The 23,848-nt window shown below is 30.1% G+C and carries 27 protein-coding genes; 15 read left to right on the plus strand and 12 right to left on the minus strand.

Annotated elements, in window-relative coordinates; all coding sequences use genetic code 11:
* The first annotated feature begins 76 nt into the window (after positions 1-76).
* From ACN5J5_RS09135 to moeB, 6 genes are all read left to right on the plus strand, one after another.
* A complete protein-coding gene (locus ACN5J5_RS09135) occupies positions 77-679 on the plus strand; it encodes a thiamine phosphate synthase (RefSeq protein WP_418644602.1) in 603 nt (200 codons plus the stop codon).
* A gap of 141 nt (positions 680-820) precedes the next feature.
* Positions 821-1,579, plus strand: coding sequence for a hydroxymethylpyrimidine/phosphomethylpyrimidine kinase (locus tag ACN5J5_RS09140; RefSeq protein WP_418644603.1), 759 nt, complete (start codon positions 821-823; stop codon positions 1,577-1,579).
* 1 nt (position 1,580) lies between these two features.
* Positions 1,581-2,228, plus strand: coding sequence for a thiamine phosphate synthase (thiE, locus tag ACN5J5_RS09145; protein WP_418644604.1), 648 nt, complete (start codon positions 1,581-1,583; stop codon positions 2,226-2,228).
* A 12-nt stretch (positions 2,229-2,240) separates the two neighbouring features.
* The gene (locus ACN5J5_RS09150) at positions 2,241-3,011 is read left to right on the plus strand and encodes a thiazole synthase (RefSeq protein ID WP_418644605.1); all 771 of its coding nucleotides are present in this window, start codon (positions 2,241-2,243) and stop codon (positions 3,009-3,011) included.
* A 3-nt stretch (positions 3,012-3,014) separates the two neighbouring features.
* Entirely contained in the window at positions 3,015-4,136 is a 1,122-nt protein-coding gene (gene thiH, locus ACN5J5_RS09155; RefSeq protein ID WP_418644606.1) for a 2-iminoacetate synthase ThiH, read from the plus strand.
* Positions 4,136-5,191 (plus strand): molybdopterin-synthase adenylyltransferase MoeB, encoded by a 1,056-nt coding sequence (gene moeB, locus ACN5J5_RS09160; RefSeq protein WP_418644607.1) that lies wholly within the window; start codon positions 4,136-4,138, stop codon positions 5,189-5,191. The genes thiH and moeB overlap by 1 nt, the downstream gene beginning before the upstream one ends.
* A gap of 11 nt (positions 5,192-5,202) precedes the next feature.
* Here the strand turns inward: moeB and ACN5J5_RS09165 are convergent, their stop codons facing one another.
* The 6 genes from ACN5J5_RS09165 to ACN5J5_RS09190 all read right to left on the minus strand — a co-directional run bounded on the left by ACN5J5_RS09165 (position 5,203) and on the right by ACN5J5_RS09190 (position 10,201).
* On the minus strand, positions 5,203-5,817 hold the full coding sequence (locus ACN5J5_RS09165) for an outer membrane beta-barrel protein (protein WP_418644608.1): 615 nt from the start codon (positions 5,815-5,817) through the stop codon (positions 5,203-5,205).
* A gap of 37 nt (positions 5,818-5,854) precedes the next feature.
* Entirely contained in the window at positions 5,855-6,571 is a 717-nt protein-coding gene (locus ACN5J5_RS09170; RefSeq protein ID WP_418644609.1) for a 3-ketoacyl-ACP reductase, read from the minus strand.
* Positions 6,572-6,676: 105 nt separating this feature from the next.
* On the minus strand, positions 6,677-7,723 hold the full coding sequence (locus tag ACN5J5_RS09175) for a M28 family metallopeptidase (protein ID WP_418644610.1): 1,047 nt from the start codon (positions 7,721-7,723) through the stop codon (positions 6,677-6,679).
* Between the two features lie 66 nt (positions 7,724-7,789).
* Positions 7,790-8,587, minus strand: a complete 798-nt coding sequence (locus ACN5J5_RS09180; protein WP_418644611.1) for an ABC transporter ATP-binding protein — start codon at positions 8,585-8,587, stop codon at positions 7,790-7,792.
* A gap of 3 nt (positions 8,588-8,590) precedes the next feature.
* Positions 8,591-9,622 (minus strand): FecCD family ABC transporter permease, encoded by a 1,032-nt coding sequence (locus ACN5J5_RS09185; protein WP_418644612.1) that lies wholly within the window; start codon positions 9,620-9,622, stop codon positions 8,591-8,593.
* On the minus strand, positions 9,623-10,201 hold the full coding sequence (locus ACN5J5_RS09190) for a non-canonical purine NTP diphosphatase (RefSeq protein WP_418644613.1): 579 nt from the start codon (positions 10,199-10,201) through the stop codon (positions 9,623-9,625). It abuts the gene before it with no gap.
* Between the two features lie 195 nt (positions 10,202-10,396).
* Here ACN5J5_RS09190 and ACN5J5_RS09195 point away from each other — a divergent pair, with 195 nt between their 5' ends.
* Positions 10,397-11,320, plus strand: coding sequence for a hypothetical protein (locus ACN5J5_RS09195; protein WP_418644614.1), 924 nt, complete (start codon positions 10,397-10,399; stop codon positions 11,318-11,320).
* 65 nt (positions 11,321-11,385) lie between these two features.
* On the opposite strand, the gene ACN5J5_RS09200 is transcribed toward ACN5J5_RS09195, so the two are convergent.
* Complete coding sequence (locus ACN5J5_RS09200; protein ID WP_418644615.1) at positions 11,386-12,252, minus strand: hypothetical protein; 867 nt, start codon at positions 12,250-12,252, stop codon at positions 11,386-11,388.
* 127 nt (positions 12,253-12,379) lie between these two features.
* Positions 12,380-12,853 carry a 23S rRNA (pseudouridine(1915)-N(3))-methyltransferase RlmH gene (rlmH, locus tag ACN5J5_RS09205; protein WP_418644616.1) on the minus strand — a complete coding sequence of 158 codons (474 nt, stop codon included), beginning with the start codon at positions 12,851-12,853 and terminating at the stop codon, positions 12,380-12,382.
* 62 nt (positions 12,854-12,915) lie between these two features.
* On the opposite strand from rlmH, the gene nadC reads away from it, so the two are divergent.
* From nadC to ACN5J5_RS09245, 8 genes are all read left to right on the plus strand, one after another.
* Positions 12,916-13,776, plus strand: a complete 861-nt coding sequence (nadC, locus tag ACN5J5_RS09210; RefSeq protein ID WP_418644617.1) for a carboxylating nicotinate-nucleotide diphosphorylase — start codon at positions 12,916-12,918, stop codon at positions 13,774-13,776.
* A 15-nt stretch (positions 13,777-13,791) separates the two neighbouring features.
* Entirely contained in the window at positions 13,792-15,906 is a 2,115-nt protein-coding gene (locus ACN5J5_RS09215) for a M3 family metallopeptidase (RefSeq protein ID WP_418644618.1), read from the plus strand.
* Positions 15,906-16,475, plus strand: coding sequence for a pentapeptide repeat-containing protein (locus ACN5J5_RS09220; protein WP_418644619.1), 570 nt, complete (start codon positions 15,906-15,908; stop codon positions 16,473-16,475). Before ACN5J5_RS09215 ends, ACN5J5_RS09220 begins: the two co-directional genes overlap by 1 nt.
* A gap of 234 nt (positions 16,476-16,709) precedes the next feature.
* The gene (locus tag ACN5J5_RS09225) at positions 16,710-17,639 is read left to right on the plus strand and encodes a YihY/virulence factor BrkB family protein (protein ID WP_418644620.1); all 930 of its coding nucleotides are present in this window, start codon (positions 16,710-16,712) and stop codon (positions 17,637-17,639) included.
* Between the two features lie 100 nt (positions 17,640-17,739).
* Positions 17,740-19,104, plus strand: coding sequence for a histidine--tRNA ligase (gene hisS, locus ACN5J5_RS09230; RefSeq protein WP_418644621.1), 1,365 nt, complete (start codon positions 17,740-17,742; stop codon positions 19,102-19,104).
* Between the two features lie 44 nt (positions 19,105-19,148).
* Complete coding sequence (gene folE / locus ACN5J5_RS09235; RefSeq protein ID WP_418644622.1) at positions 19,149-19,841, plus strand: GTP cyclohydrolase I FolE; 693 nt, start codon at positions 19,149-19,151, stop codon at positions 19,839-19,841.
* A 170-nt stretch (positions 19,842-20,011) separates the two neighbouring features.
* Positions 20,012-20,203, plus strand: coding sequence for a cold-shock protein (locus ACN5J5_RS09240; RefSeq protein ID WP_299157228.1), 192 nt, complete (start codon positions 20,012-20,014; stop codon positions 20,201-20,203).
* An 82-nt stretch (positions 20,204-20,285) separates the two neighbouring features.
* Positions 20,286-20,486 carry a YwbE family protein gene (locus tag ACN5J5_RS09245; RefSeq protein ID WP_418644623.1) on the plus strand — a complete coding sequence of 67 codons (201 nt, stop codon included), beginning with the start codon at positions 20,286-20,288 and terminating at the stop codon, positions 20,484-20,486.
* Between the two features lie 5 nt (positions 20,487-20,491).
* Here the strand turns inward: ACN5J5_RS09245 and ACN5J5_RS09250 are convergent, their stop codons facing one another.
* The 4 genes from ACN5J5_RS09250 to mtaB all read right to left on the minus strand — a co-directional run bounded on the left by ACN5J5_RS09250 (position 20,492) and on the right by mtaB (position 23,768).
* Positions 20,492-20,704 (minus strand): hypothetical protein, encoded by a 213-nt coding sequence (locus tag ACN5J5_RS09250; RefSeq protein WP_418644624.1) that lies wholly within the window; start codon positions 20,702-20,704, stop codon positions 20,492-20,494.
* Positions 20,704-21,603, minus strand: coding sequence for a lytic transglycosylase domain-containing protein (locus ACN5J5_RS09255; RefSeq protein WP_418644625.1), 900 nt, complete (start codon positions 21,601-21,603; stop codon positions 20,704-20,706). Before ACN5J5_RS09255 ends, ACN5J5_RS09250 begins: the two co-directional genes overlap by 1 nt.
* A gap of 127 nt (positions 21,604-21,730) precedes the next feature.
* Complete coding sequence (locus tag ACN5J5_RS09260) at positions 21,731-22,408, minus strand: alpha/beta hydrolase (protein WP_418644626.1); 678 nt, start codon at positions 22,406-22,408, stop codon at positions 21,731-21,733.
* 37 nt (positions 22,409-22,445) lie between these two features.
* Positions 22,446-23,768: a tRNA (N(6)-L-threonylcarbamoyladenosine(37)-C(2))-methylthiotransferase MtaB gene (mtaB, locus tag ACN5J5_RS09265; RefSeq protein ID WP_418644627.1), complete on the minus strand. Its 1,323-nt coding sequence runs from the start codon at positions 23,766-23,768 to the stop codon at positions 22,446-22,448.
* Between the last annotated feature and the right edge of the window lie 80 nt (positions 23,769-23,848).

A 23,848-nucleotide genomic window follows, 5' to 3' on the forward strand; every position in this document is an offset into this window, starting at 1 on the left:
ATAAGGTAAACCTGCTATTTCAAGATTAAATTAGGTTATTTTTACACCAAATTAAAAGCGACTAAATTAAACGAATATGATAGTACTTATAGCCCCCGAAAAAGATGTAGCAAACGAAATTGAAATACTACATCAATTATTTGCAGCAGGTTTAGAATACTATCATTTAAGAAAACCGTTTAAAAATTTAGAAGAGCACGTTTCGTATTTAAATAAAATTGATGCAAAATTTCATAATAAGATAATCGTACATTATTTTCATGAATTAACGAATGAATTTAATTTAAAAGGAATCCATTTTCAAGAACAAAAAAGACGAGACGCTTTAGAAAATGGAAGTAGATATTTTATCGGTTTGAATATGTTAGGAAAAACAATGAGTAGTTCTTTTCACGAACCTAAAGATATTGAAGTTTGTGATATTGAATTCGATTATCATTTATTGAGTCCAGTTTTTTCATCCATTTCTAAAAAAGGATATGAAGGAAGAGGTTTTGATGTAAACCATATCGATAAATCAATTTTAGGAATGGGCGGAATTAATAAAGAAACCATTGCAAAAACAATCGACTTAGGATTTAAAGGAATTGGTGTTTTAGGTGGTGTTTGGAATGCTGAAAATCCGATTGAAAGTTTTAGAGAGATAAAGTATCAATATAAAAATTGTTTAACTCAATAATTTTATTCGTTTGTCAGTTCGAGCGCAGTCGAGAACTATATGTCAGTTCGAGTGTTTTTTATGAAGTGATAACGGAATAAAAAAGTAACGAGAACATTTTATATTAACTATTGTTATCAGAAACAAATCAAAATAAATAGCATGTTGAATAAAAACAACTACATATTAACCATTGCAGGTTTAGATCCGTCAAGTGGCGCAGGAATTACTTCAGATATTAAAACATTTGAGGCGCACGGTTTGTATGGATTGTCAGTTTGTACTGCTGTTACTGTTCAAAATGATGTTGATTTTAAAGATTGTGTTTGGATTGATAAAACAATAATCATCAATCAAATTAAAACCTTGTTTGAGCGATTCTCAATATCCGTAGTAAAAATAGGAATTATTGAATCTTGGGATGTTTTGTTAGACGTAACTCAAATATTAAAACGATTAAATCCGAAGATAAAAATAGTGTTAGATCCTATTTTAAAAGCCAGTGCAGGATTTGAATTTCATACAAGTCAAAACTTAAAAACACTCGAACAAGTATTAGAAAATTGTGATTTTATAACACCAAATTATGATGAAATAAAAGCCTTGTTTCCTGATAAAAATATTGAAGAAACTATTGAGTTTATTTCTAGTAAAACAAACCTTTATTTAAAAGGAGGGCATAGAAAAGATAAAAAAGGATGGGATGAAGTGTATTATAATAAAATAGTACAATTAAATATTTCGCCAATAGCGAATAAAGTTTATGAAAAACACGGAAGTGGTTGTATTTTATCATCCGCATTAACGGCTAACTTAGCGTTAGAACTTTCTTTAGAAGATGCCTGTAAAAACACAAAACGATATACAGAACAATTTTTAAACTCGAACGATTCCTTGTTAGGAACTCATAACTACAAATAAAATGGTAAGTAAATTACATTATATAACACAAGGAAATACACCCGAAGAGCATTTAGAAAATATTCAAAGAGCTTGTGCCTCGGGTGTTGAATGGGTGCAATTACGATTAAAAAAAGTTGATCCGAAAACGTTGTTAGAAACCGCAAAAAAAGCACGAGAAATTACAGGACATTTTCAAACTAGATTAATTATTAATGATCATTATAAAGTAGCCAAAGAAGTAAATGCTGATGGTGTTCATTTAGGTAAATCAGATGCTTGTCCGTTAAAAGTTCGCGCATATTTAGGTAAATTTTACAGTATTGGCGGAACGGCAAATACCTTAGAAGATTGTAAAACATTACTAGAAAAAAAAGTAGATTATATTGGATTAGGACCTTTTCGTTTTACAGAAACAAAAAAGAACTTAAGTCCAGTTTTAGGAACCGTAGGTTATCAAGTATTATTAGATGAATTAAAAACTGAAACTCCAATTATAGCGGTAGGTGGAATTACATTAGATGATACCACAAAAATTATACAAACAGGTGTTTACGGTGTTGCTGTATCAGCAGCAATAACCAACGATTTTACAAGTATACCTGTTTTTCATAAAATATTAAACGCGCCAAGTACACAAGAACAAGTGTATAAAATGGACGATAAGTAGCCAAAAAAAATAATGAACAAAGTATTAAAAATAGCCGATAAAGAATTTAACTCAAGATTGTTTACAGGAACAGGAAAGTTTAGTTCTTCGCAATTAATGAAAGAAGCACTGTTAGCTTCAGAAAGTGAGTTAATAACCGTTGCTTTAAAAAGAGTTGATGTAAAAGATGAAGAGGATGATATTTTAACACACTTAAATCATTCTAGAATAAATTTATTACCAAATACATCAGGTGTTCGTACTGCTAAAGAAGCAGTTTTTGCAGCAGAATTATCAAGAGAAGCTTTAGAAACCAATTGGGTAAAATTAGAAATACATCCCGATCCTAGGTATTTATTACCCGATCCTATTGAAACTTTAAAAGCGGCAGAAGAATTGGTTAAAAAAGGATTTGTAGTAATGCCTTATATTCATGCCGACCCTGTTTTATGTAAGCGATTAGAAGAGGTAGGTACGCAATGTGTAATGCCTTTAGGCGCTCCGATTGGAAGTAATAAAGGATTGAAAACACAAGATTTTTTAGAGATAATTATCGAGCAGTCTAATGTTCCTGTAATTGTTGATGCTGGTATTGGCGCTCCGTCTCATGCAGCTTATGCAATGGAATTAGGAGCTGATGCAGTATTAGTAAACACTGCAATTGCTGTATCTCAAAATCCAGTAGCTATGGCAAAGGCATTTAAAATGGGAGTTGAAGCAGGTAGAATGGCGTATGAAGCAAAATTAGCACCAGTGCAAAAGCAAGCGGTAGCAAGCAGCCCGTTAACATCATTTTTAAATTAAAAAATGAGTAATTTTAAAGAACTTTTCGATATTTATAATTGGGATGATACCTTAAAAAGTATCTTTCATAAAACTACTACTGAGGTTGAGTTTGCTTTATCAAAAGATAAACTTGCTTTAGAAGATTTTAAAGCATTAATATCTCCTGCTGCGCGTCCGTACATCGAGCAAATGGCACAGAAGAGTAGTTTGCTTACTAAAAAACGATTTGGTAATACCATACAAATGTATGCGCCAATGTATTTAAGTAACGAATGCCAAAATATTTGTACATACTGTGGTTTTAGTATGACGAATAAAATACCTAGACGGACTTTAACTGATACTGAAATTTTAAAGGAAGTGGCTTTTTTAAAAGAAAAAGGGTACGATCATATTTTGTTAGTTACAGGTGAAGCGAATAGAACAGTTGGTGTTGCTTATATAAAAAATGCAATCGAATTAATTCGTTCTCAATTTTCAAATGTTACGATTGAAGTGCAACCTTTAGATCAAGAAGAATATGAATCGTTAATTGAAGCAGGGCTGTATGCGGTCTTGGTATATCAAGAAACGTATCATAGAGATGAGTATAAGAAACATCATCCGAAGGGGAAAAAATCTAATTTTGATTACCGTTTAGATACGCCAGATAGGTTAGGGAAAGCTGGAATTCATAAAATAGGATTGGGTGCTTTATTCGGATTGGAAGATTGGCGTGCCGATAGTTTTTTTACAGCCTTGCACTTAAAATATTTACAAAAAACATATTGGAAAACGAAGTATTCAATTTCGTTTCCGAGGTTACGACCACATTCTGGCGGATTAGAACCAAAGGTAGAAATGACTGATGCCGATTTAGTACAATTAATTTGCGCTTTTCGTTTGTTTGATGAAGATGTAGAGTTGTCAATGTCAACCAGAGAAAGTGAAATTTTTAGGAATAATATTGTTAATTTAGGAGCCACATCAATCAGTGCCGAATCTAAAACAAACCCTGGAGGATATTCGGTAGAACCACAATCGTTAGAGCAATTTGAAATTTCTGATGAACGAAGCACCGAAGAGGTTGTGACAATGCTAAAATCTCAAGGATTAGAAGTGGTTTGGAAAGATTGGGAGCAGTTTGAATTAATAGAAAAATAATGAAATTAACAGCGCAGGAACAAAAACAGTACAACCGTCATCTTATTTTAGATAAAATAGGAGAAAAAGGACAGTTAAAACTAAAACAAGCAAAGGTTTTGGTGATTGGAGCTGGCGGATTGGGTTGCCCTGTATTGCAATATTTAACTGCAGCGGGTGTTGGAAATATCGGAATTATAGATGACGATGTGGTAGATCAAAGTAACTTACAACGTCAAATTTTATATACAATTGATGATATTGGTTTCTCTAAAGCTGAAACAGCAGCAAAACGCTTATCAAAACTAAATCCGTTTGTTAATTTTTCTGTTTATAAAGAAAAATTAACAAGCGAAAATGCGATTTTGTTATTTGAAAAATATGATGTTATTGTTGATGGAAGTGATAATTTTTCTACAAGATATTTAACAAATGATGCAGCAATAATAACAGGTAAGCCATTAGTGTATGGCGCAATTTTTAAGTTTGAAGGCCAAGTAAGTGTTTTTAATTATAAAGAAAGTGCAACTTATAGATGTTTATACCCAACACCACCAAAACCAGATGAATCTCCAAATTGTTCTGAAATTGGCGTTTTGGGAGTTTTACCAGGAATTATTGGTGGCTTACAAGCAAACGAAACGATTAAAATTATTTGCGAAATAGGAGAGGTGTTGGCAAACAGGTTATTGATGTATGATACGTTAAGTATGCGTCAAATGCTATTGAAATTTGAAAAATCAACAAATACGCCAATAACTGAATTAGAAAAAGATTATGATTTTTTCTGCGGAATAAAAGCCGTAAAAAATGAAATTACTTTTGATGAGCTTCAAAAGAATTTACCGAAATATAATTTATTAGATGTGCGTGAAAATTGGGAGCGTGAGCAACATCATATTAATGGACAACATATCCCTTTAGGAGAATTACCACATCGATTTAAAGAAATAGCAACAAATAAATCAGTAATTGTGTACTGTAAATCTGGTATGCGAAGTAAAAGAGCAATCGAGTTTTTAGAGCAACAATTTAGCGAGATTTCTTTTATCAACCTTAAAAATGGGGTGAACTAAAACAATCTTTTTTATTTAATTCCATAAATAACTTTTAAATAAAAACTGTTTGTTTTAAAATCAAAATTTTCATCATTATATAAGTTGGTTAATGATTTGTTATAATTAAATCCTAAGCCTAAATTCCAATTATTAATAATTCTGTATTCAATTTCACTTCCTATTATTCCTTCTAAGTAATATTTTTTATTATCTAATTTATTTTCTATGCTAAAATTATTTTTTAATCCAGTTTTAATGGATAATTTAATTTTTTGATCAATTAGATAATATTTGAATAAAATTGGTATTTGAATGAATCGTTGCTCTATTTTTTCTTTAGAATATATCCATAAACCATTTGGAAAGCAGGTGGCACAGTTGTATATACCCGTAAAGTCTTTATTAGAATATTCTATGCCTGTTTCTAAAAATAACTTTTTGTTTAATTTGTATTCTGCTATAAACCCAAATGTAAAATTGAATTGATCATAATCAATAGAGTAACCATTAATGTTCGCATCTGTAATTAAATATTCTGAACTCAAATTATTGTCAAACGAAATAGTACTTCCAAATCTCCATTTATTTTGTCCTATTAGATTACATGTAATAAATAATGCTAAAATGAATATTGTCTTTTTCATAATATTTGATGATTAAAAAAGGAAACGTATAATATATTTACGGATTTGTAGACCATAGAGAAGCTCCTTTCAACATTGCTCTTCTAGGTAAGCTTAAACCAGCAACGATTAACTCAGCGAAATCATCTGGTTGTAACACTTTTTCAGTATTTCCATCAGTAATTCCTAGTTCTAAAGACATGTCAGAAGCAATGGTACTTGGTGTAAGTGTACAAACTCTAATGTTGTTTTTGCGAACTTCTTTCATTAATGATTCAGACATTCCGATTACTGCAAATTTAGAGGCAGAATATGCTGAGGTTGTCGCATTACCATTAAGTCCAGCAGTAGAAGAAATGTTAATAATATCTCCTTCGTTTTTTTCAATTAAATAAGGTAAAACTTCTTTGGTAACATAATACATTCCCATTAAATTGGTTTGTATAATTTGTGTCCAATTTTCAACAGACATTTCGTTAAGCGTACCAAAAGCGGCAATACCGGCATTGTTTACTAAAATATCAACAGAGCCAAAAGTAGTTATAATATCGTTTATTCCTTTTTTTACCTCGTTGTAATTGCTAACGTCAAAAACAGCGTATGTTACTTGTATGTTATATGTTTTTAATTCTTTAACTGTATTAAGTAGTCGCTCTTCGTTTCTACCAGTTATAGCAACATTTATTCCTTGTTTAGCAAAAGCAATTGCGGTAGCTTTTCCTAAACCTCTACCACCTCCAGTAATTATAGCTTTTTTATTAGTTAAGTTTTCCATGTGTTGTTTTTTTAACGAAAGATATTGGTTTTTTATCCTTTTGATGTAATTAAAAGGTTAAAAAAAACTCACCAATTTGGTGAGTTTTTTTTCGAAATAAAGATTTTATTTTTTAGGTTCTCCTTTGTCAACAGTTACACGATTTTCGCGATTAGCAAGTTCCCAAGCTGTATGAAAAACTAAACGAGTTCTGTTTTCTAACATTTCGTAGTTAATTTTATCAGGAGTATCTGTAGGTTGGTGGTAATCTGCATGTGTTCCGTTAAAGTAAAAAATAACAGGAATATTGTGTTTTGCAAAATTGTAATGATCTGAACGATAATAGTAACGATTCGGATCTTTTTCGTCGTTATATTTATAATCTAAGCTAACGTTTGTGTATTTTTTATTAATGGTTTCTGATATGTTGTGTAATTCTGTACTTAATTTATCAGCACCAATTAAATATACGTAATTAGGATTTCCTTTATGACGATCGTCTACTCTACCAATCATGTCAATATTTAAATTAGTAACAGTATTTGCTAAAGGAAAAATAGGGTTTTCAGTATAATATTGTGAACCTAATAAACCTTTTTCTTCACCAGTTACATGCAAAAATAAAATAGAACGCTTTGGCTTATGACCTTCGTTATATGCTTGTTTAAAAGCTTCGGCAATTTCTAAAATAGCAACTGTACCAGAACCATCATCATCGGCACCGTTATAAACTTTTCCGTTCTTTACACCTTCATGATCTAAATGTGCAGAAATTACTAAAATTTCATCTGGCTTTTCAGTACCTTTTATAAAAGCAACTACGTTTTCAGAATCTTTTAATTTCATTCCTCTACGGTTATTACTTAGGTAAGCAGAAGGTACTTTTTGAAAATAATCACTTCCTCCTAAAGGAGATTTTAAACCTGTATTTACGTAAAAATCTTTTAAATAATTAACAGCTTTCTTTTGTCCAGGTTCTCCTGTATCACGTCCTTCAAATTCATCAGAAGCATATACAAATAAGTGTTTTCCTAAATCTTTAGCGGTAATAGTTTGTGCATATTTAGCAGCATAATCTACATTGGCATCATTTTTATCAACACTTTGTGTTTCTTTGCTAGCTCCACAAGCTACAAATGCTATTGTACTTGCTATGTAAAGTAATTTTTTCATTAATAAATAATTAATTTTAGGTTTGATTAGTCTTCAAAAATACAGGATTACTGAAGAAAAACAAATTTAACAGTTCTTTATTACGAACTGTTTTAATGTTTTGTTAAAACTGATGAGTTCTTTAGGAAATAATTCGTCAAAAGCATTTTTACTGATTAATTCTTCTGATGTTCCGTTATAAATTTTAGTTTCTGATAGCAAAATGAATTCATCGGCTAGTTGAATTGCTAAATTTACTTCGTGTGTAGAAATCAGAATTGTTTTTCCTGTTTTGTTGACTAATTTTTTTAGCAAAGAAAAAACCTTAAACGTATGATGAATATCTAAATGCGCCGTAGGTTCATCTAAAATAATAATTTCGGTATCCTGAGCTAAAGCACGTGCAATAAGCACACGTTGTAGTTGACCATCACTTAACTCGTAAAAGCGTTTTTCTTTTAAATGTTTAATAGATGTTTGTTCGATTGCCCAATTAACTTGTGCTAAATCTTTTGCTGATAATTTATCTATCCAATTAGTATATGGCTGCCTTCCTAAGGCAATTAATTCAAAAACGGTTAGTTGACTTTGTGGCAAACGCTCGGTTAATACCAAACTTAAAGAGGTTGCTAATTCTTGATTTGAATAATCTACACTATTTTTTTGATTGATTTCTATCGTGCCATTTAACGGATTTTGAACCTTAGATAAGGTACGCAATAAGGTTGATTTTCCGATTCCGTTTTTACCTAAAAGTGCTACAAATTTCCCTTTTTCAACAGAAAAATTAATATTGCTAGCAATAACACTTTGTTGTTTTTTTGTTTGATATCCTATTGATAAGTTATCAGTTTTAAGAACGATATTTTTTTTAGAAGTCTCCAAATTTTATACAAATATTTTCTTTTTTCGCACTAATAGCCAAATAACTACAGGCGCACCAAATAATGAGGTTATCGCGTTAATAGGCAACGTAAATTCGCTTGTTGGTAATTGCGCTATAGCATCGCAAATTAATAATGCAATTGCACCAATAAGTGCAGATGCTGGTAAAAGAATTTTGTGGTTAGAGGTAGCAAAAATCATTTTAGCAATATGAGGTATTGCAATACCAATAAAAGCAATTGGCCCAGAAAAAGCAGTAATAACACCAGTTAATAAGCTGGTAATTAAAAGAATAATATTCCTGCTTTTTTTTATGTTGATACCTAAACTTTGTGCGTAATTTTCGCCTAATAAAAAACTATTTAAAGGCTTTATAATAGTGAAAGTTCCTAAAATTCCGATAAGGTAAATAATTCCGAAAACAGAAAGTTCTGTCCACGATAAGTTTCCTAAGCTACCAAAACTCCAAAACATATATTGTTGAATTTGATCTGCTTCACTAAAATAAGATAAAACACTTATTACTGATGAAGTTAACGACCCAAACATTAATCCGATAATTAAAATAGACATGGTATTTCTAACTCTGTTTGCCGCAATAATTACTGCCGATAAAACAAGAAATGAGCCTAAACTAGCTGCGATTGCCATAGCCCAATTAGAAAAAATAAGAGAAGAGAAAAATCCTCCAAACAATCCTGTACCTAAAATAAGTAGTGCAACTCCTAAACTAGCACCAGATGAAATACCTAAAACAAAAGGACCTGCAAGCGGATTTCTAAACAAAGTTTGCATTAATAAACCGCAAATAGATAAGCCCGAGCCAACCATAATTGCTGTAATTGCTTTTGGTAATCTAAAATTTAAAATAATGGTTTGCCAACTCTCTTTTATAGCAACATCACCCGTAAGGGTTTTAAAAATTTCTTTAAAAGGAATCGCAACAGAGCCTAAACTGATGTTTAAAAACCAAAAAAAGATCAGTAGAACTGTTAAAAAAATAAAAGATTGAATATGTTTTTTAGAAGCGTTCAATTAATTAATCGATTTTAAAAATGCGACTAATTTTTTAATTGCTAATCCACGATGACTAATTGTGTTTTTTTCTTCGGATGTCATTTCAGCAAACGAATTATTATATCCTTCAGGTTTAAAAATAGGATCGTATCCAAAACCTTTTTCGCCTTGCTTTTTAGTTAAGATTTCACCTTTACAAATGCCATCAAATAAAAATTGTTTACCATTTAAATTTAAACAGATAGAAGTTCTAAACTGTGCATTTCTATTATCAACTCCGTTTAACTCGGTCATTAGTTTTTGCATATTATTTTCCGAATTACTTGGTTCGCCAGCATAACGAGCAGAATATACTCCGGGAGCTCCGTTTAGGCTTTCAACTTCTAAACCAGTATCATCAGCAAAACAATTGTAATTATATTTATCAGTAATATAATCAGCTTTTATTTTTGCATTTCCTTCTAAAGTAATTGCAGTTTCTTCAACATTATCAAAACAATTAATATCTTTTAAACTTAATAATTCAATAGAGTTTGGTAACATTTTTTGAACTTCAGTAAGTTTGTTTAGGTTATTTGTTGCAAAAACGAGTTTCATTTGAGGTGATTTTATGTAAACAAAAGTATCAAATTTTATCATCTTTATAATTATTATTTTTTAATAGAAAGACAATTTTTTTTAAGTATTGATAACAAAGAAACATCTTGTTTAAGTAGATTACTTATTTTATAAATAAAAGAGAATATAAAGTGTATATTTATGATTGTTCAAAAAAATAAATTTAAGTAAGCTATGAAGATTAGAATTGTTTTTATTTTATTACTATTTATCTCTTGTGAATCACAGAAAGTTGAAGATTTCTCAGGAGAAGAAGTCATTGAAGAAGGAATTTTTATAGATGACTGGACATATAAGGTACTGCCTAAAGCTGGAGATATTTTTGAAGAAGCTGTGTTTAGATTTTGGATGCCAGAAAAAATAAATCCAAGAGCGATTTTGGTTTTAAGTCCTCACTCTAACGGAAACGGCTTACATTTATCTAATATAGATGAGTGGAAAGAGTTTGCTGAAAAAGAAAAGTTGATTTTGGTCGGAACTCATCTTACTTCTAGATTATCTGTAGATTCTTATATTAATTCTAAAACCACAGGCGATGCTTTATTGCTAGCTATTACTAAAGTTATGGAAAAAAGAAATTTAGATATAAATAATAATCTTCCTATTCTTTTAAGAGGTTTTTCAGGAGGAGGTAGTTTCAGTTTTTATTTTTCACAATTCTTTCCTAAAAGAACTTTAGCTTTTGCAAACATTAAGGGGCCAATAATTATCAAAGAAATTAAAGATGAAAATAAAAATGTACCAGGTATTGTTATTATTGGTGAAGAGGATGTTGTTGTTAGGAATGAACAGGCTAAAAGTGCTTTTTCTTTATTTAGAGAAGCAGGGGCGTTTTGGTGTTTTGCAGAAGAGCCAAAAACAGGACATATTATTGGAGAATCTGATGGGCTAGTGAGATCTTTTTTTTCAGAAATATTAGAAAAAAGACTCGTTAATGGTGAGTTAAAAACAATGAATGAAAAAGAAACTATATTAGGTGATATAACTACATATAATTATTTTGAATATAATGCTTTTATAGGTGATAAAAGTGACGCTGCCTGTTTAATTAATGATGAATTTGCACAGGTTTGGAAGGTGTTTATGAATGGGGATTAATTATAAAAAAAGCGAAATTTAGAATGTTCTAAATTTCGCTTTTTTTATAATAAGTTGAAAGTTATTTATGATTTTAACTTTTCTAATTCCAATTTTTTAGCATTTATTTCTTCTTGAATCTTATCTAAACGTTTCTCTATTTTTATGATAATATTTTCTTTACGTAAAATACTTTCTTTAGAAGTAGTAGGGTCTTTTTTAGCTTTAATTAACTTAGCTTTCATTTTAATTAAACCTTCTTTACCGCTAATTAAAATTTCTTCATTAATGCTAATGTCATCTTCGTAATCACTAATTAAAGTGCCTTTTTCTTTAACGATAGATTTTTCTTCGGCTTTAATCTGATTATCTAATTCTCTTAATTTCTCAGCTTCTAAACGTAGTTCTTCTTGTTGCTTTAAGTAAGCAATTTCTTTAGCTTTACGATTTTCTTCAAGTTTTTTACGAGCGTTTTCTAGTTCTTGTTTACGTAAAGAAAGTTTATTAACACTGTTTTCTACTGGGGTATCTGTAGCAGTGTTATTAGCTTTTACAACAGGTTTAATTTCTTTTGTATTTTTACTTTCCTTAGCTAAATTCTTTTTAATCTTTCTCGCTAATTTTTTTTCAACGATAGCTAAATCAGATTTTTGCTTATCTATTTGAGAGTTTAGTTTTGTTAATCGATTTTGCATGTTTGCAACGATTTTTTCTTTTCTATTTACCTCATTTTTAGTAGCTTTTTTACTCTTTTTAAAATCTTGTAAATTAGCGGTTACACGTTTTAAAGCTTTAATACCGCTACTTAAAATTTCTTGATTAGCGCTAATTTGATTTTTCTTGCTTTTTATTTGCGTTTTTAAGCTTTTAATATCGTTTTGAGCACTTACTTGTTGTAAGCTAACAAAGCTTATAAAGAAAATAGCCGTCAATAAAAATTTTAATGTTTTCATTTTGATTTGTTTATTGTAATTTCTAATACATTTTTTTGGGGCGACAAAATTACGCTTTTTAAAAATAGAAAATAGTTGTTTTTTGATGTTTTTTTGAAAGCTAAAAAAGAAACATTTTTTTATAAAATTATTCGTGATGATAAGGCTCGTTACGTAAAATAGTAAACCCTCTGTAAATTTGCTCAACAATAAATAAACGAATCATTTGATGTGAAAATGTCATTTTTGATAAAGATATTTTTCCGCTTGATTTTTTATAAACCGCATCCGAAAATCCGTAAGGACCACCAATAACTAATACGAGTTGTTTAATGCCTGAGTTCATCTTTTTTTGAAGATATTGAGAAAATTCAATAGAAGTAAAATGCTTTCCTTTATCGTCTAACAAAACCAACTGATCGGTATTTTGAAGTTTCGACAAAATTAATTCGCCTTCTTTTTCTTTTTGCTGAGATTCGCTTAAGTTCTTTACGTTTTTAATATCCGCAATAATATCCAGCTCAAATTTTATATAATGTTTTAGCCTATTCTGATAATTATCAATTAACTGAATCAAATTTTTATCATCAGTTTTACCAATAGCAAGTAGTTTAATTTTCATGCCGTAAAATTATGAATTATGAGCTATGAATTAGTATTTTTACATCAGAAATTATTAAAAACATGATATCAAAAGAACAATTTAATACAGAACTAGATTTAATTATTTCAAATGCCATTCGCGAAGATATAGGTGATGGAGATCACACCTCACTTTCTTGTATTCCTTCGGATGCTACCGGAAAAGCAAAATTACTGGTAAAAGATGATGGAATTATAGCCGGAGTTGAGTTTGCTAAAATGGTTTTTAAGTATGTTGATGCTGATTTACAGGTAGAAACTTTAATTAATGATGGTGATGAAGTTAAGTTTGGCGATATTGTTTTTTATGTTTCAGGAAAATCACAAGCTATTTTAATGGCAGAACGTTTGGTGTTAAATGCCATGCAACGTATGAGTGCCATTGCTACGAAAACAAAATTCTTTGCCAATTTATTAGAGGGCACAAAAACAAAGGTTTTAGATACTCGTAAAACAACGCCAGGTATTCGTGCTCTTGAAAAATGGGCAGTTAAAATTGGTGGCGGAGAAAATCACAGATTTGCCTTATATGATATGGTAATGATAAAAGACAATCATATCGATTTTGCAGGCGGAATTACACAAGCAATTACCAAAACTAAAAAATATTTAGCAACTAAAAATTTAGATATCAAAATTATAGTTGAAGCACGTAGTTTAGAAGAAATTAAAGAGATTTTATCAAACGAAGGTGTGTATCGTATTTTAATAGATAACTTTAATTATGAAGATACACGCAAAGCAGTTGCCTTAATTGGTGATACTTGTTTAACGGAATCTTCAGGCGGAATTAACGAAGAAACAATTCGTAGATATGCTGATTGTGGGGTAGATTTTATTTCATCAGGTGCCTTAACACACTCGGTTTATAATTTAGATTTAAGTTTAAAAGCAATTGATTAATTTAATATCAGTAAAATGAAAAAACAAATAATTATTGTAGCGTCTTTAGTATTTGCAATGTCTTGTAATACTGACAAAGCAAAAGAAACAAAGCAAGAAAGTAAAAAAGATATGGCTGTAGAAAATCCGTTATTAATTAAAAGTACCTTAGATTATGGTGCGCCAGATTTTACTAAAATACAAGATGCACATTTTATGCCAGCTATTTTAAAAGGGATGGAATTGCAAAACGAAGCAATACATAAAATTGTTGCAAATACGGATGCTCCAACTTTTAATAATACCATTTTAGCTTTAGAGGAAAGTAGTAAAACCTTAGACAATGTAACGGCTGTTTTTTACGCTTTAACAAGTGCAAATACGAATGACGTAATTAAAGAAAATCAGAAAGAATTAGCACCTAAGTTTTCTAAACATAACGATGATATTTTATTAAACACGCAGTTGTTTGCTAAAGTAAAGGGCGTTTATGATAATTTGGAAGAATTAGAACTTGATGTAGAATCGAAACATTTAGTAAAAGAATATTTTAAAAATTTCTCAAAAGCAGGAGCTGATTTATCAGAAGATAAAAAAGAAAAATTAAAAGAGATTAATTCAGAAATAGCAAGTCTAGCTAATGATTTTGGTAAAAAACTATTAGATGCAAGTAAAAAAGGCGGAGTTGTAATTGCTGGTAAGGAAAAATTAAAAGGGTTTTCTGAAGAAAAAATCAAATCGATTGAAAAAGATGGGCAATTCGAAATTCAGTTGATAAATACCACACAACAACCATCATTACAAACGTTAGAAAACAGAGAAGTTCGTAAAGAGTTATTTGAAAAATCAATCCATAGATCTGATGCTGGTGAATACGACACAAGTGAGTTGGTTAAAAAAATGGTGGCTTTAAGAGCGCAAAAAGCTCAGATTTTAGGGTTTGATAATTATGCCAGCTGGAGCTTACAAGGAACCATGGCGTTAACACCCGCTAAAGTTTTTGAAATGTTTGATGGATTAATTCCTGGAGCTTTAACTAAAGTTGCATCAGAAACAAAAGAAATTCAAGCTGAAATTAAAAAAGAAGGTAAAGAATTTAAATTAACTGCCTACGATTGGAATCATTATGCTGAAAAAGTACGTAAATCTAAATACAATTTAAATGAAGAGGAGGTAAAACCTTATTTCGAATTAACAAATGTATTAGAAAAAGGAGTGTTTTTTGCGGCTACAAAATTATACGGAATCACTTTTAAAAAGCGTACAGATATTCCGGTTTATCATCCAGATGTTGTAGTGTATGAGTTATTTGAAGAAGACGGAAGTAAATTAGGATTATTTTACGGTGATTTTTTTGCAAGAGATAGTAAACGTGGTGGTGCGTGGATGAGTGCTTTTGTAAAACAATCTAAATTACGTAACCAAAAACCAGTAGTTTATAATGTGTGTAATTCGCCAAAACCAGCAGCAGGAGAACCTGCTTTAATTAGTTTTGATGAGGTAGAAACAATGTTTCATGAGTTTGGTCATGCCTTGCATGGTTTATTTGGTAATCAAACATACGCATCAATTTCAGGAACAAGTACTGCGAGAGATTTTGTTGAGTTTCCGTCGCAGTTTAACGAAAACTGGTCAACACATCCAGCCGTTTTAAATAATTACGCGGTACATTATAAAACAGGAGAGGTTATTCCTGCTGAGTTATTACAAAAAATTAAAGATGCCGGAACTTTTAATCAAGGATATTCAATGATTGAAAACTTAGCTTCTTCTAGTTTAGATATGAACTGGCATACAATTTCGGTGGATACTAAAATTAAAGATGTTGCTAAATTTGAAGCAGCAGCATTAGAAAAAATGAAATTAAAAGTAGCCGAAGTTCCACCAAGATACCGTTCTACTTATTTTGCACATGTTTTTAGTGGAGGATATGCAGCCGGATATTATTCTTATTTATGGACAGAAATGTTAAGTCACGATGCTTACGATTGGTTTAAAAATAACGGGTTGTTAACACGTGCAAACGGAGATAAATTTAGAAACGAAGTGCTGTCAAAAGGAAATACGATGGATTATGCAAAAATGTATCAAGTATTTGCAGGAAGAGACCCAAAAGCAGCACCAATGTTAAAAGCTAGAGGATTAAAATAATGAACGATTATTTTGATAGTGAAACATTTAATAAAGTTGATTTTTCGGTTGTAAAAATCAAAAAAGGAGAATATGATAATTGTACGTTCACGGATTGTAATTTCGAGAACGTACATACATCAAATATTCAGTTTGTAGAGTGTGAGTTTGTTAATTGTAATTTTAGCAATGCAATAGTTGCAAACACGGCTTTTAAAGAAGCTTCGTTTATTAATTGTAAAATGATAGGTGTAAAATTTAATGAGTGTGATTCGTTTTTATTACAGTTTAGTTTTAAAGATTGTCAATTAAATTTCTCGTCTTTTTATCAATTAAAAATTCCGAATACAAAATTTGTAAATTGTAATTTGCAAGAAGTAGATTTTACAGAAACTAATTTAACTCATGCTTTTTTTGATAATTGCGATTTGAAAAAATCGATATTTGATAGAACTATTTTAGAAAAATCAGATTTTAAAACTGCTTTTAATTTTAATATTAATCCTGAAGAAAATAAATTAAAAGGAGCAAAGTTTAGTAAAGAAAATATTATCGGCTTGTTACAGAAATATAATATTGTAGTTGAGTAACTTTTAACATAGTTTATTTTATGATAACTTTGTTTGATGTTATTTTGAAACAAGTTTAAAATGACGATTATGTATTTAATTTTTAACGTTAACCTGAATTTATTTCAGGTTAACATATAGATTAATTAAAATGTGTCATTCTTGCTAAGGCAGGAAGCTCCTTCTAAAAAAAATATGCTTTCAGATAGAGTATATATTTAATAAAAAATGATAGGGAAAAGGAAATACCAGTAAATGACAAAAAAAATAGAAGACAATCTAGAAAAAATACCAGTAGTAAACATTTTGGTAAAACTTGGAAAAAAAATAAAAATTCCGGGGTTACAAGGTATGTCATTATACGATGTAATTGAAATGTATATTATCGGTATTGTAAGAGGCGCATTAACAACTAGGGCAGGCGGAATTGCATTTAGTTTTTTTATGGCAATTTTTCCGTTTATGTTATTTATTTTATCACTAATACCTTACATGCCCATTGAAGGATTTCAAGACAATCTTTTTGGATTAATTCAAGAATTATTGCCTCCTAAAACTTTTGATGCGGTAGATTTAGTTTTAAAAGACATTATTAATAATCAATATGGAGGTTTATTATCTTTCGGATTTTTAGCCTCTATTTTTTTAATGACAAACGGAGTTAATGCTATTTTTGGCGGATTTGAATATTCGTATCATGTAACAGAAATGAGAAATGTGTTTAGAGCTTATCTTGTTTCGTTAGGCGTTTCATTATTAATGTCATTGTTTTTAATAATAACAGTAGTTTTAATAATATATTATCAAGTAGCTTTGGCAAGAATAGATAAGATTGGTTGGTTAGATACTGCCGATTTAGATTTGTTTTACTGGGGTAGAGGTTTGTTGTTTTTAATAATGATTTTTACCATTGTATCGCTCTTGTTTCGTTTTGGAACCAAGCAAGGTAAAGAAGTTAAATTCTTTTCTCCAGGTGCAATTTTAACTACAATGTTATCATTATTTTCTTTTTATCTTTTCGGAATTTATGTGGTGAAATTTGCAACATACAACCAATTATATGGTTCAATTGGTACTTTATTGGTGTTAATGTTGTTTGTTTGGTTAAACTCTATTATTCTTCTTTTAGGATTTGAATTAAACGCTTCTATTTATAGATTAAAACGCATAAATAAAACTTCATAATTCGCCTATAAATTCAGATATTTGCCCACGAAGTGGTTTTTAGTATTTCACTCTTGTGAAAAATAAATTCCAACAACTAAAAATTCATAATTAAAATAATATGAAACCAAGCATTCCTAAAGGAACCAGAGATTTTTCATCCAACGAAGTAGCAAAAAGAAATTATATTTTTAATATAATAAAACATTCGTTTGAGAATTTCGGATTTCAACCTATTGAAACACCAAGTTTCGAAAATTCATCAACCTTAATGGGAAAATATGGAGAGGAAGGAGATCGTTTGATTTTTAAGATTTTAAATTCTGGAGATTATTTAAAAAAGGTAGATGATACTTTACTGACTGCAAAAAATAGTCAGAAAATGATATCAAAAATATCAGAAAAAGCATTGCGTTACGACTTAACAGTGCCATTTGCACGTTATGTGGTACAACATCAAAATGATATTACTTTTCCTTTTAAGAGGTATCAAATTCAACCTGTTTGGAGAGCTGATCGCCCGCAAAAAGGACGTTTTAGAGAGTTTTACCAATGTGATGCCGATGTAGTAGGAAGTAAATCCTTATTACAAGAAGTAGAGTTTGTACAGTTATACGACACTGTTTTTAGTAAGTTAGGTTTACAGGGTACGACTATAAAAATCAATAACAGAAAAATTTTATCAGGAATCGCTGAGGTAATCGGAGCTTCGGATAAATTAATCGATTTTACGGTAGCTTTAGATAAGTTAGACAAAATTGGTAAAGAAGGTGTAGTAAAAGAAATGCTTGAAAAAGGAATTTCGGAAGAAGCTATTGAAAAAGTTGAGCCACTATTTAACTTTACAGGAAGTAATAAAGATAAACTAGCTTCTTTACAAAACATGTTGCAAACATCCGAAGAAGGTATACAAGGAGTGGCAGATTTACGAACTGTGGTAAGTATGATTGAAGAAATTGGCTTATCATCAGCATCGTTAGAGTTAGATGTAACTTTGGCTCGTGGATTAAATTATTATACAGGTGCTATTTATGAAGTAAGTGCTCCCGAAGGTGTAAAAATGGGTTCTATCGGTGGTGGAGGTCGTTATGATGATTTAACGGGAATATTCGGATTAAAAGATGTAAGTGGCGTAGGTATTTCTTTCGGATTAGACAGAATTTACTTGGTGATGGAAGAGCTTGGTTTATTTGAAGAAGTTGAACTACCTAAACCAAGAGTATTGTTTTTAAATTTTGATGAAGCTGAGAATTTATCAAAAATAAAAGTCATAAAAAGTTTAAGAGAAAATAATGTGAAATCAGAATTATATCCTGATACCGCAACAAGTAATAAACAACAAAAAAAGCAATGGAAATACGTTACTAATCGAAATATACAATATGTTGTAACTGATGTTGCAAACGAAATGTTTACTTTAAAAAATATGGTAAACGGAGAGCAAACTACTTGTTCTTTAAATGAATTGATAAGTAAAGTACAGTAAATTAACAACAAAGTTGTAAATTTGCGCCCTAATAATTGAACGAAATGTTTGAAGTGAACAACAACAAAATGAATGACGAGAGAATAGACGAGATAGGAGAAAACCACATAGCAACATCGGCAGAATCGCCAATACGAAAAGATGCTTTTGATATCTCTGATCAAGAAAAAATAGCTAGGATTCAAGAAAGTGTTAAAGATATTTTAACCACTTTAGGAATGGATTTAACAGATGATAGTATGCAAGGAACACCAAAACGTGTTGCCAAAGCATTTGTTAATGAAATTTTTATGGGATTAGATCCTAAAAATATGCCAAAGGCATCAACATTTGATAATAATTACAATTATGGCGAAATGTTGGTAGAAAAGAATATCGTAGTATATTCTACTTGCGAGCATCATTTACTGCCAATTATTGGTCGCGCACATGTGTCTTACATTTCTAACGGAAAAGTAATTGGCCTTTCTAAAATGAACAGAATTGTAGAATATTTTTCTAAACGTCCGCAAGTTCAAGAACGTTTAACTATGCAAATTGTTCAGGCAATGCAAGAAGCTCTGGGTACACAAGATGTAGCTTGTATTATTGATGCAAAACATTTATGTGTAAATTCTAGAGGAATAAAAGATATTGAAAGTAGTACAGTTACTGCAGAGTTTGGTGGTAAATTTAAAAATAAAGAAACAAAACGTGAATTTTTAGATTACGTTAAAATGGATACAAAGTTTGATTAATATCTAGCTTTTTATAATTCTTCAAGTCGATTTACAGTTTGTAAATCGACTTTTTTTTATAAAAAATAAAAAAAAACAAATAATTTTGTTAATATTAATAAATTTGGCATTACATTTGCAATTCAATAAACGTTGCTGGCACTTAAGCAAGTAACACATAATTTTTTATAATGAGTAAAGGTACCGTAAAATTCTTCAACGAATCAAAAGGATTTGGATTTATCACAGAAGAAGGATCAAACAAAGAGCATTTTGTACATGTTTCAGGATTAATCGACGAAATTCGTGAAAACGATGAAGTTGAATTCGAATTACAAGATGGAAGAAAAGGATTAAACGCTGTTAACGTAAGAGTATTATAATATATATTATTACCAGAGTAAACTTTTTAATAAAAAGCCTATCAATAATTGATAGGCTTTTTTTTTGAATAAATTATTTTTTATGAAAGACGGAACGATTAGAAAAGATATTAAAATTGGTGCTTTTGTTGAGGTTGTTCAGAAGCATCACCAAAGAACGGGAGAATTAACAGAAGGAGTTGTTGGTAAACTACTAACAAATTCAGCTAATCATCCTCATGGAATTAAAGTGCAGTTAACATCAGGTATTGTAGGAAGGGTAAAAAGTATTAAAGAAGATTAATAAAATTAATCTTCTTTATGTTGTTTTAATCTCTTTACTCCGTCGAATAAAAACCAACTAGCAAAGATTATTCTTACCAATAAAAAAATATACTTATTGGTAGTTTCAAAATTAAACAAAACTCGATATACTTCTTGATGTTGGAAAAACTGAAAAATAGTACCAACTAAAATAAAAAAGCCAAAAGAAATGTATATAAAAGGGAGTGCTTTTTTCATTAATTAGGTATTTTTATTTCATATACTTTTCGGCTACTATTGTTTAGTTTATTTTCTCGTAACCAAGAGTTGTGTAATTTAAGGTCTTTATAAGTTGTTCCGTGCTTTTTAGCAAATAAAGCAATATTGGTAATTGCGGTATCAACTTTAACGGTATAGGTTGAAGGTAAGGTGTATAAATCTTCTTGATCAAATTCAAATCCATATTTTTTAGGATTAGAAATTATTTCTTTTAAAGCTAAAATTCTAAACACATAACGTTCAGTTTCATCAGGTAATAAAGCATCGTAATAACTCGTTACACCTTGTGCTTTTAACCTTCTACTAACACCATAATTTCCTGCATTGTAAGATGCTGCTGCAAGTGTCCAAGAATTAAAGCGTTTTTTAGCTTTTTTTAAGTATTCGGCAGCTACTTTGGTTGCTTTTTCTATATGATAGCGTTCGTCAACATTTTTATTAATTTCTAAACCATATTCCTTACCGGTTTGTTTCATAAAATGCCACATTCCTGCTGCTCCTACAGATGAGGTTTCGTCAATAAAACCACTTTCTGCCAATGCTAAAAACTTAAAATCGTCTGGTAAACCGTGTTTAGCTAACAAAGGCTCTAAAATAGGAAAATACTTGTTGGCGCGTTTTATTAAAAGCAGTCCGTTAGATTGCCAATAGGTATTTACTAATAATTCACGATCCATACGTTCTCTAATGTCAGGTTTGTTTATCGGAACAAGTTCGCCAGCTAAATTTAAGTCTTTAGGAAGTTTTACTGCTTTTATTTGATAGCTTTCGGCTACGTTTTTAATAAAAGGTTCGTTAGATTGACTAATGATATTCGTAAATAAAACAGCTACAAATACAACTGTTGCGATAGATAAAAAGCGTATTGATTTATTCATTTTCTTTTAATTTTTATAAGGTATTCTTTTTCTTTTGTGTTTTTCTAATTTATTTACGCATTTCTTTGGTGTAAACGAAATAGTTTAATTATAAAAAACTGAAGCGATTTTTGGAGATAAAATCAGTTTAAATTGTATTTTTATCAATCAAAAAGCATTCCTTTTCTAATATTTTTGAAATCGTTTTGGCTTTATTTAAAATCATTACATGTGTGCCGTTTTCAATTTCTATGCTATTTTTTATATGTTTAATCGGAAAAACTTCATCTTTTTTTCCGTGTATATGTATAATTTTAGCGAGTGGTTTATTTTGTTGCCAATGTAATACATTATGTATTGCCCATTGTAAATAATTAGCATCTCTTACAGATAAATACGTTTTGTATAATTTTGCTCTTTTTTTTAAATATTCATTAAAAAAATAATGATCGTAATTTTCAATATCAGCAATAATTTTTGAAGGGAAAAGCTTGTAAATTTTGGTAACCTGAGCTAATTTAAAGCGTTTAGGAAACTCTTTATTACTTTTTACGCTAGATATAATAATTACTTTTTTGCAATCAATAATTTTACTTATTTCTTGCACTAAAATTCCGCCAAAAGAAACACCAACTAATATAGGGTTTTTATGTTTAATTTTAGTAGAAAATCGTTGTGTATAATTTGTTAAACTTTCATTTTTTGATAAAGGCATCATCCATTCTAAAAAATGAAGTTGAAAATGTTTTTCAGGCAAAAAAATATGCTCAAATATTTTAGAACTGGCAGCTAAACCAGGAACAAAATAGATGTGAGTTTTTGCCATTTTTTTAAATCTTTTTTTTGATAATTTAAGAACTAGTTTAGTTTTTTACAAAGTTAAAACGCACCAAACCATCTTCATCAATTTTAGTTAAAGTAACGGTGTGTAATGTGTTTACTAATTCAGGATTCCAAGGAGTTTTTACTTTTACATAGTTTTGAGTAAATCCGTAGATATAACCTTCTTTATTTTCGCTTTCAAATAAAACCGTTAATGTGTTTCCTATTTGTGTTTCGTAAAAAGCTCTACGCTTTTTAACAGACAAACCACGTAGCATTTTACTGCGTTTTGCACGTACATTTTTAGCCACTACACCATCCATTTTAACAGCTTCGGTGTTTGGTCTTTCAGAATATGTGAAAACATGTAAATACGAAATATCCATTTCGTTTAAATAGTTGTAAGTTTCTAAAAACAACTCATCTGTTTCGCCAGGAAAACCAACAATAACATCAACACCAATACAAGCGTTAGGCATTACTTCTTTAATTTTAGCGACTCTGTTTGTGTAGGTTTGCGTTAAATAACGACGTTTCATCTTTTTTAACAATTCGTCGCTACCAGATTGTAGCGGAATATGAAAATGAGGTACAAATGTGTTAGATTTAGAAACAAACTCAATCGTTTCATCTTTTAATAAATTTGGCTCTATGGATGAAATTCGTAAACGATGAATTCCATCAACTTTATCCAATTCTTTTACCAATTCTAAAAATGTATGTTCGTGTTTTTTATTACCAAATTCTCCTTTACCATAATCACCAATATTAACACCCGTTAAAACGATTTCTTTAATCCCTTTTTCAGAAATTTCTTTGGCATTTTTTAATACGTTTTCTAAAGTATCAGATCTTGAAATTCCACGAGCAAGCGGAATTGTACAATAGGTGCATTTATAATCGCAACCATCTTGTACTTTTAAAAATGCACGTGTACGATCGCCAATAGAATAAGCACCTACATAAGAATCTGCTTCTTCAATTTCGCAAGAATGTACTTCGCCAATATCATTTTTTGTTAAATCATTAATATAGCTGGTAACATTAAATTTTTCGGTAGCACCTAATACTAAATCAACACCATTAACATTGGCTAACTCTTCTGGTTTTAATTGCGCATAACAACCTACGCCAATAATAAAAGCGTCTTCGTTTTGTTTTAAAGCATTTTTTACAATCGATTTAAAACGTTTATCAGCATTATCAGTAACCGAACATGTGTTAATTACATATACATCTGCTTTTTCTTCAAACTCAACACGGTTAAAACCTTCGTTAACAAAATTTCGAGCGATGGTAGAGGTTTCAGAAAAATTTAATTTACATCCTAAAGTATAAAAAGCTACTTTTTTATCTGCATTCATTTCTTTTAATATCCTTAATAAAAAGCAAAAGTCTTGTGTAAGTCTTTATTTTTTTAGAAGTTCGTATAGTGTATTTTTAT

Source organism: Tenacibaculum insulae, from assembly GCF_964512435.1.
GTDB classification, from domain to species: Bacteria; Bacteroidota; Bacteroidia; order Flavobacteriales; family Flavobacteriaceae; genus Polaribacter; species Polaribacter insulae_A.

What these genes read in the sequence shown, in the direction of transcription:
- hisS (WP_418644621.1), top strand. Translation starts at nt 17,740, where the DNA reads ATGAAACCAAGCATTCCTAAAGGAACCAGAGATTTTTCATCCAACGAA.
- ACN5J5_RS09225 (WP_418644620.1), top strand. Translation starts at nt 16,710, where the DNA reads ATGACAAAAAAAATAGAAGACAATCTAGAAAAAATACCAGTAGTAAAC.
- ACN5J5_RS09150 (WP_418644605.1), top strand. Translation starts at nt 2,241, where the DNA reads ATGAACAAAGTATTAAAAATAGCCGATAAAGAATTTAACTCAAGATTG.
- thiE (WP_418644604.1), top strand. Translation starts at nt 1,581, where the DNA reads ATGGTAAGTAAATTACATTATATAACACAAGGAAATACACCCGAAGAG.
- thiH (WP_418644606.1), top strand. Translation starts at nt 3,015, where the DNA reads ATGAGTAATTTTAAAGAACTTTTCGATATTTATAATTGGGATGATACC.
- rlmH (WP_418644616.1), bottom strand. Translation starts at nt 12,853, where the DNA reads ATGAAAATTAAACTACTTGCTATTGGTAAAACTGATGATAAAAATTTG.
- folE (WP_418644622.1), top strand. Translation starts at nt 19,149, where the DNA reads ATGTTTGAAGTGAACAACAACAAAATGAATGACGAGAGAATAGACGAG.
- ACN5J5_RS09260 (WP_418644626.1), bottom strand. Translation starts at nt 22,408, where the DNA reads ATGGCAAAAACTCACATCTATTTTGTTCCTGGTTTAGCTGCCAGTTCT.
- ACN5J5_RS09140 (WP_418644603.1), top strand. Translation starts at nt 821, where the DNA reads ATGTTGAATAAAAACAACTACATATTAACCATTGCAGGTTTAGATCCG.
- ACN5J5_RS09200 (WP_418644615.1), bottom strand. Translation starts at nt 12,252, where the DNA reads ATGAAAACATTAAAATTTTTATTGACGGCTATTTTCTTTATAAGCTTT.
- ACN5J5_RS09175 (WP_418644610.1), bottom strand. Translation starts at nt 7,723, where the DNA reads ATGAAAAAATTACTTTACATAGCAAGTACAATAGCATTTGTAGCTTGT.
- moeB (WP_418644607.1), top strand. Translation starts at nt 4,136, where the DNA reads ATGAAATTAACAGCGCAGGAACAAAAACAGTACAACCGTCATCTTATT.
- ACN5J5_RS09255 (WP_418644625.1), bottom strand. Translation starts at nt 21,603, where the DNA reads ATGAATAAATCAATACGCTTTTTATCTATCGCAACAGTTGTATTTGTA.
- ACN5J5_RS09250 (WP_418644624.1), bottom strand. Translation starts at nt 20,704, where the DNA reads ATGAAAAAAGCACTCCCTTTTATATACATTTCTTTTGGCTTTTTTATT.
- ACN5J5_RS09215 (WP_418644618.1), top strand. Translation starts at nt 13,792, where the DNA reads ATGAAAAAACAAATAATTATTGTAGCGTCTTTAGTATTTGCAATGTCT.
- ACN5J5_RS09135 (WP_418644602.1), top strand. Translation starts at nt 77, where the DNA reads ATGATAGTACTTATAGCCCCCGAAAAAGATGTAGCAAACGAAATTGAA.
- mtaB (WP_418644627.1), bottom strand. Translation starts at nt 23,768, where the DNA reads ATGAATGCAGATAAAAAAGTAGCTTTTTATACTTTAGGATGTAAATTA.
- ACN5J5_RS09170 (WP_418644609.1), bottom strand. Translation starts at nt 6,571, where the DNA reads ATGGAAAACTTAACTAATAAAAAAGCTATAATTACTGGAGGTGGTAGA.
- ACN5J5_RS09190 (WP_418644613.1), bottom strand. Translation starts at nt 10,201, where the DNA reads ATGAAACTCGTTTTTGCAACAAATAACCTAAACAAACTTACTGAAGTT.
- ACN5J5_RS09245 (WP_418644623.1), top strand. Translation starts at nt 20,286, where the DNA reads ATGAAAGACGGAACGATTAGAAAAGATATTAAAATTGGTGCTTTTGTT.
- ACN5J5_RS09195 (WP_418644614.1), top strand. Translation starts at nt 10,397, where the DNA reads ATGAAGATTAGAATTGTTTTTATTTTATTACTATTTATCTCTTGTGAA.
- ACN5J5_RS09165 (WP_418644608.1), bottom strand. Translation starts at nt 5,817, where the DNA reads ATGAAAAAGACAATATTCATTTTAGCATTATTTATTACATGTAATCTA.
- nadC (WP_418644617.1), top strand. Translation starts at nt 12,916, where the DNA reads ATGATATCAAAAGAACAATTTAATACAGAACTAGATTTAATTATTTCA.
- ACN5J5_RS09220 (WP_418644619.1), top strand. Translation starts at nt 15,906, where the DNA reads ATGAACGATTATTTTGATAGTGAAACATTTAATAAAGTTGATTTTTCG.
- ACN5J5_RS09240 (WP_299157228.1), top strand. Translation starts at nt 20,012, where the DNA reads ATGAGTAAAGGTACCGTAAAATTCTTCAACGAATCAAAAGGATTTGGA.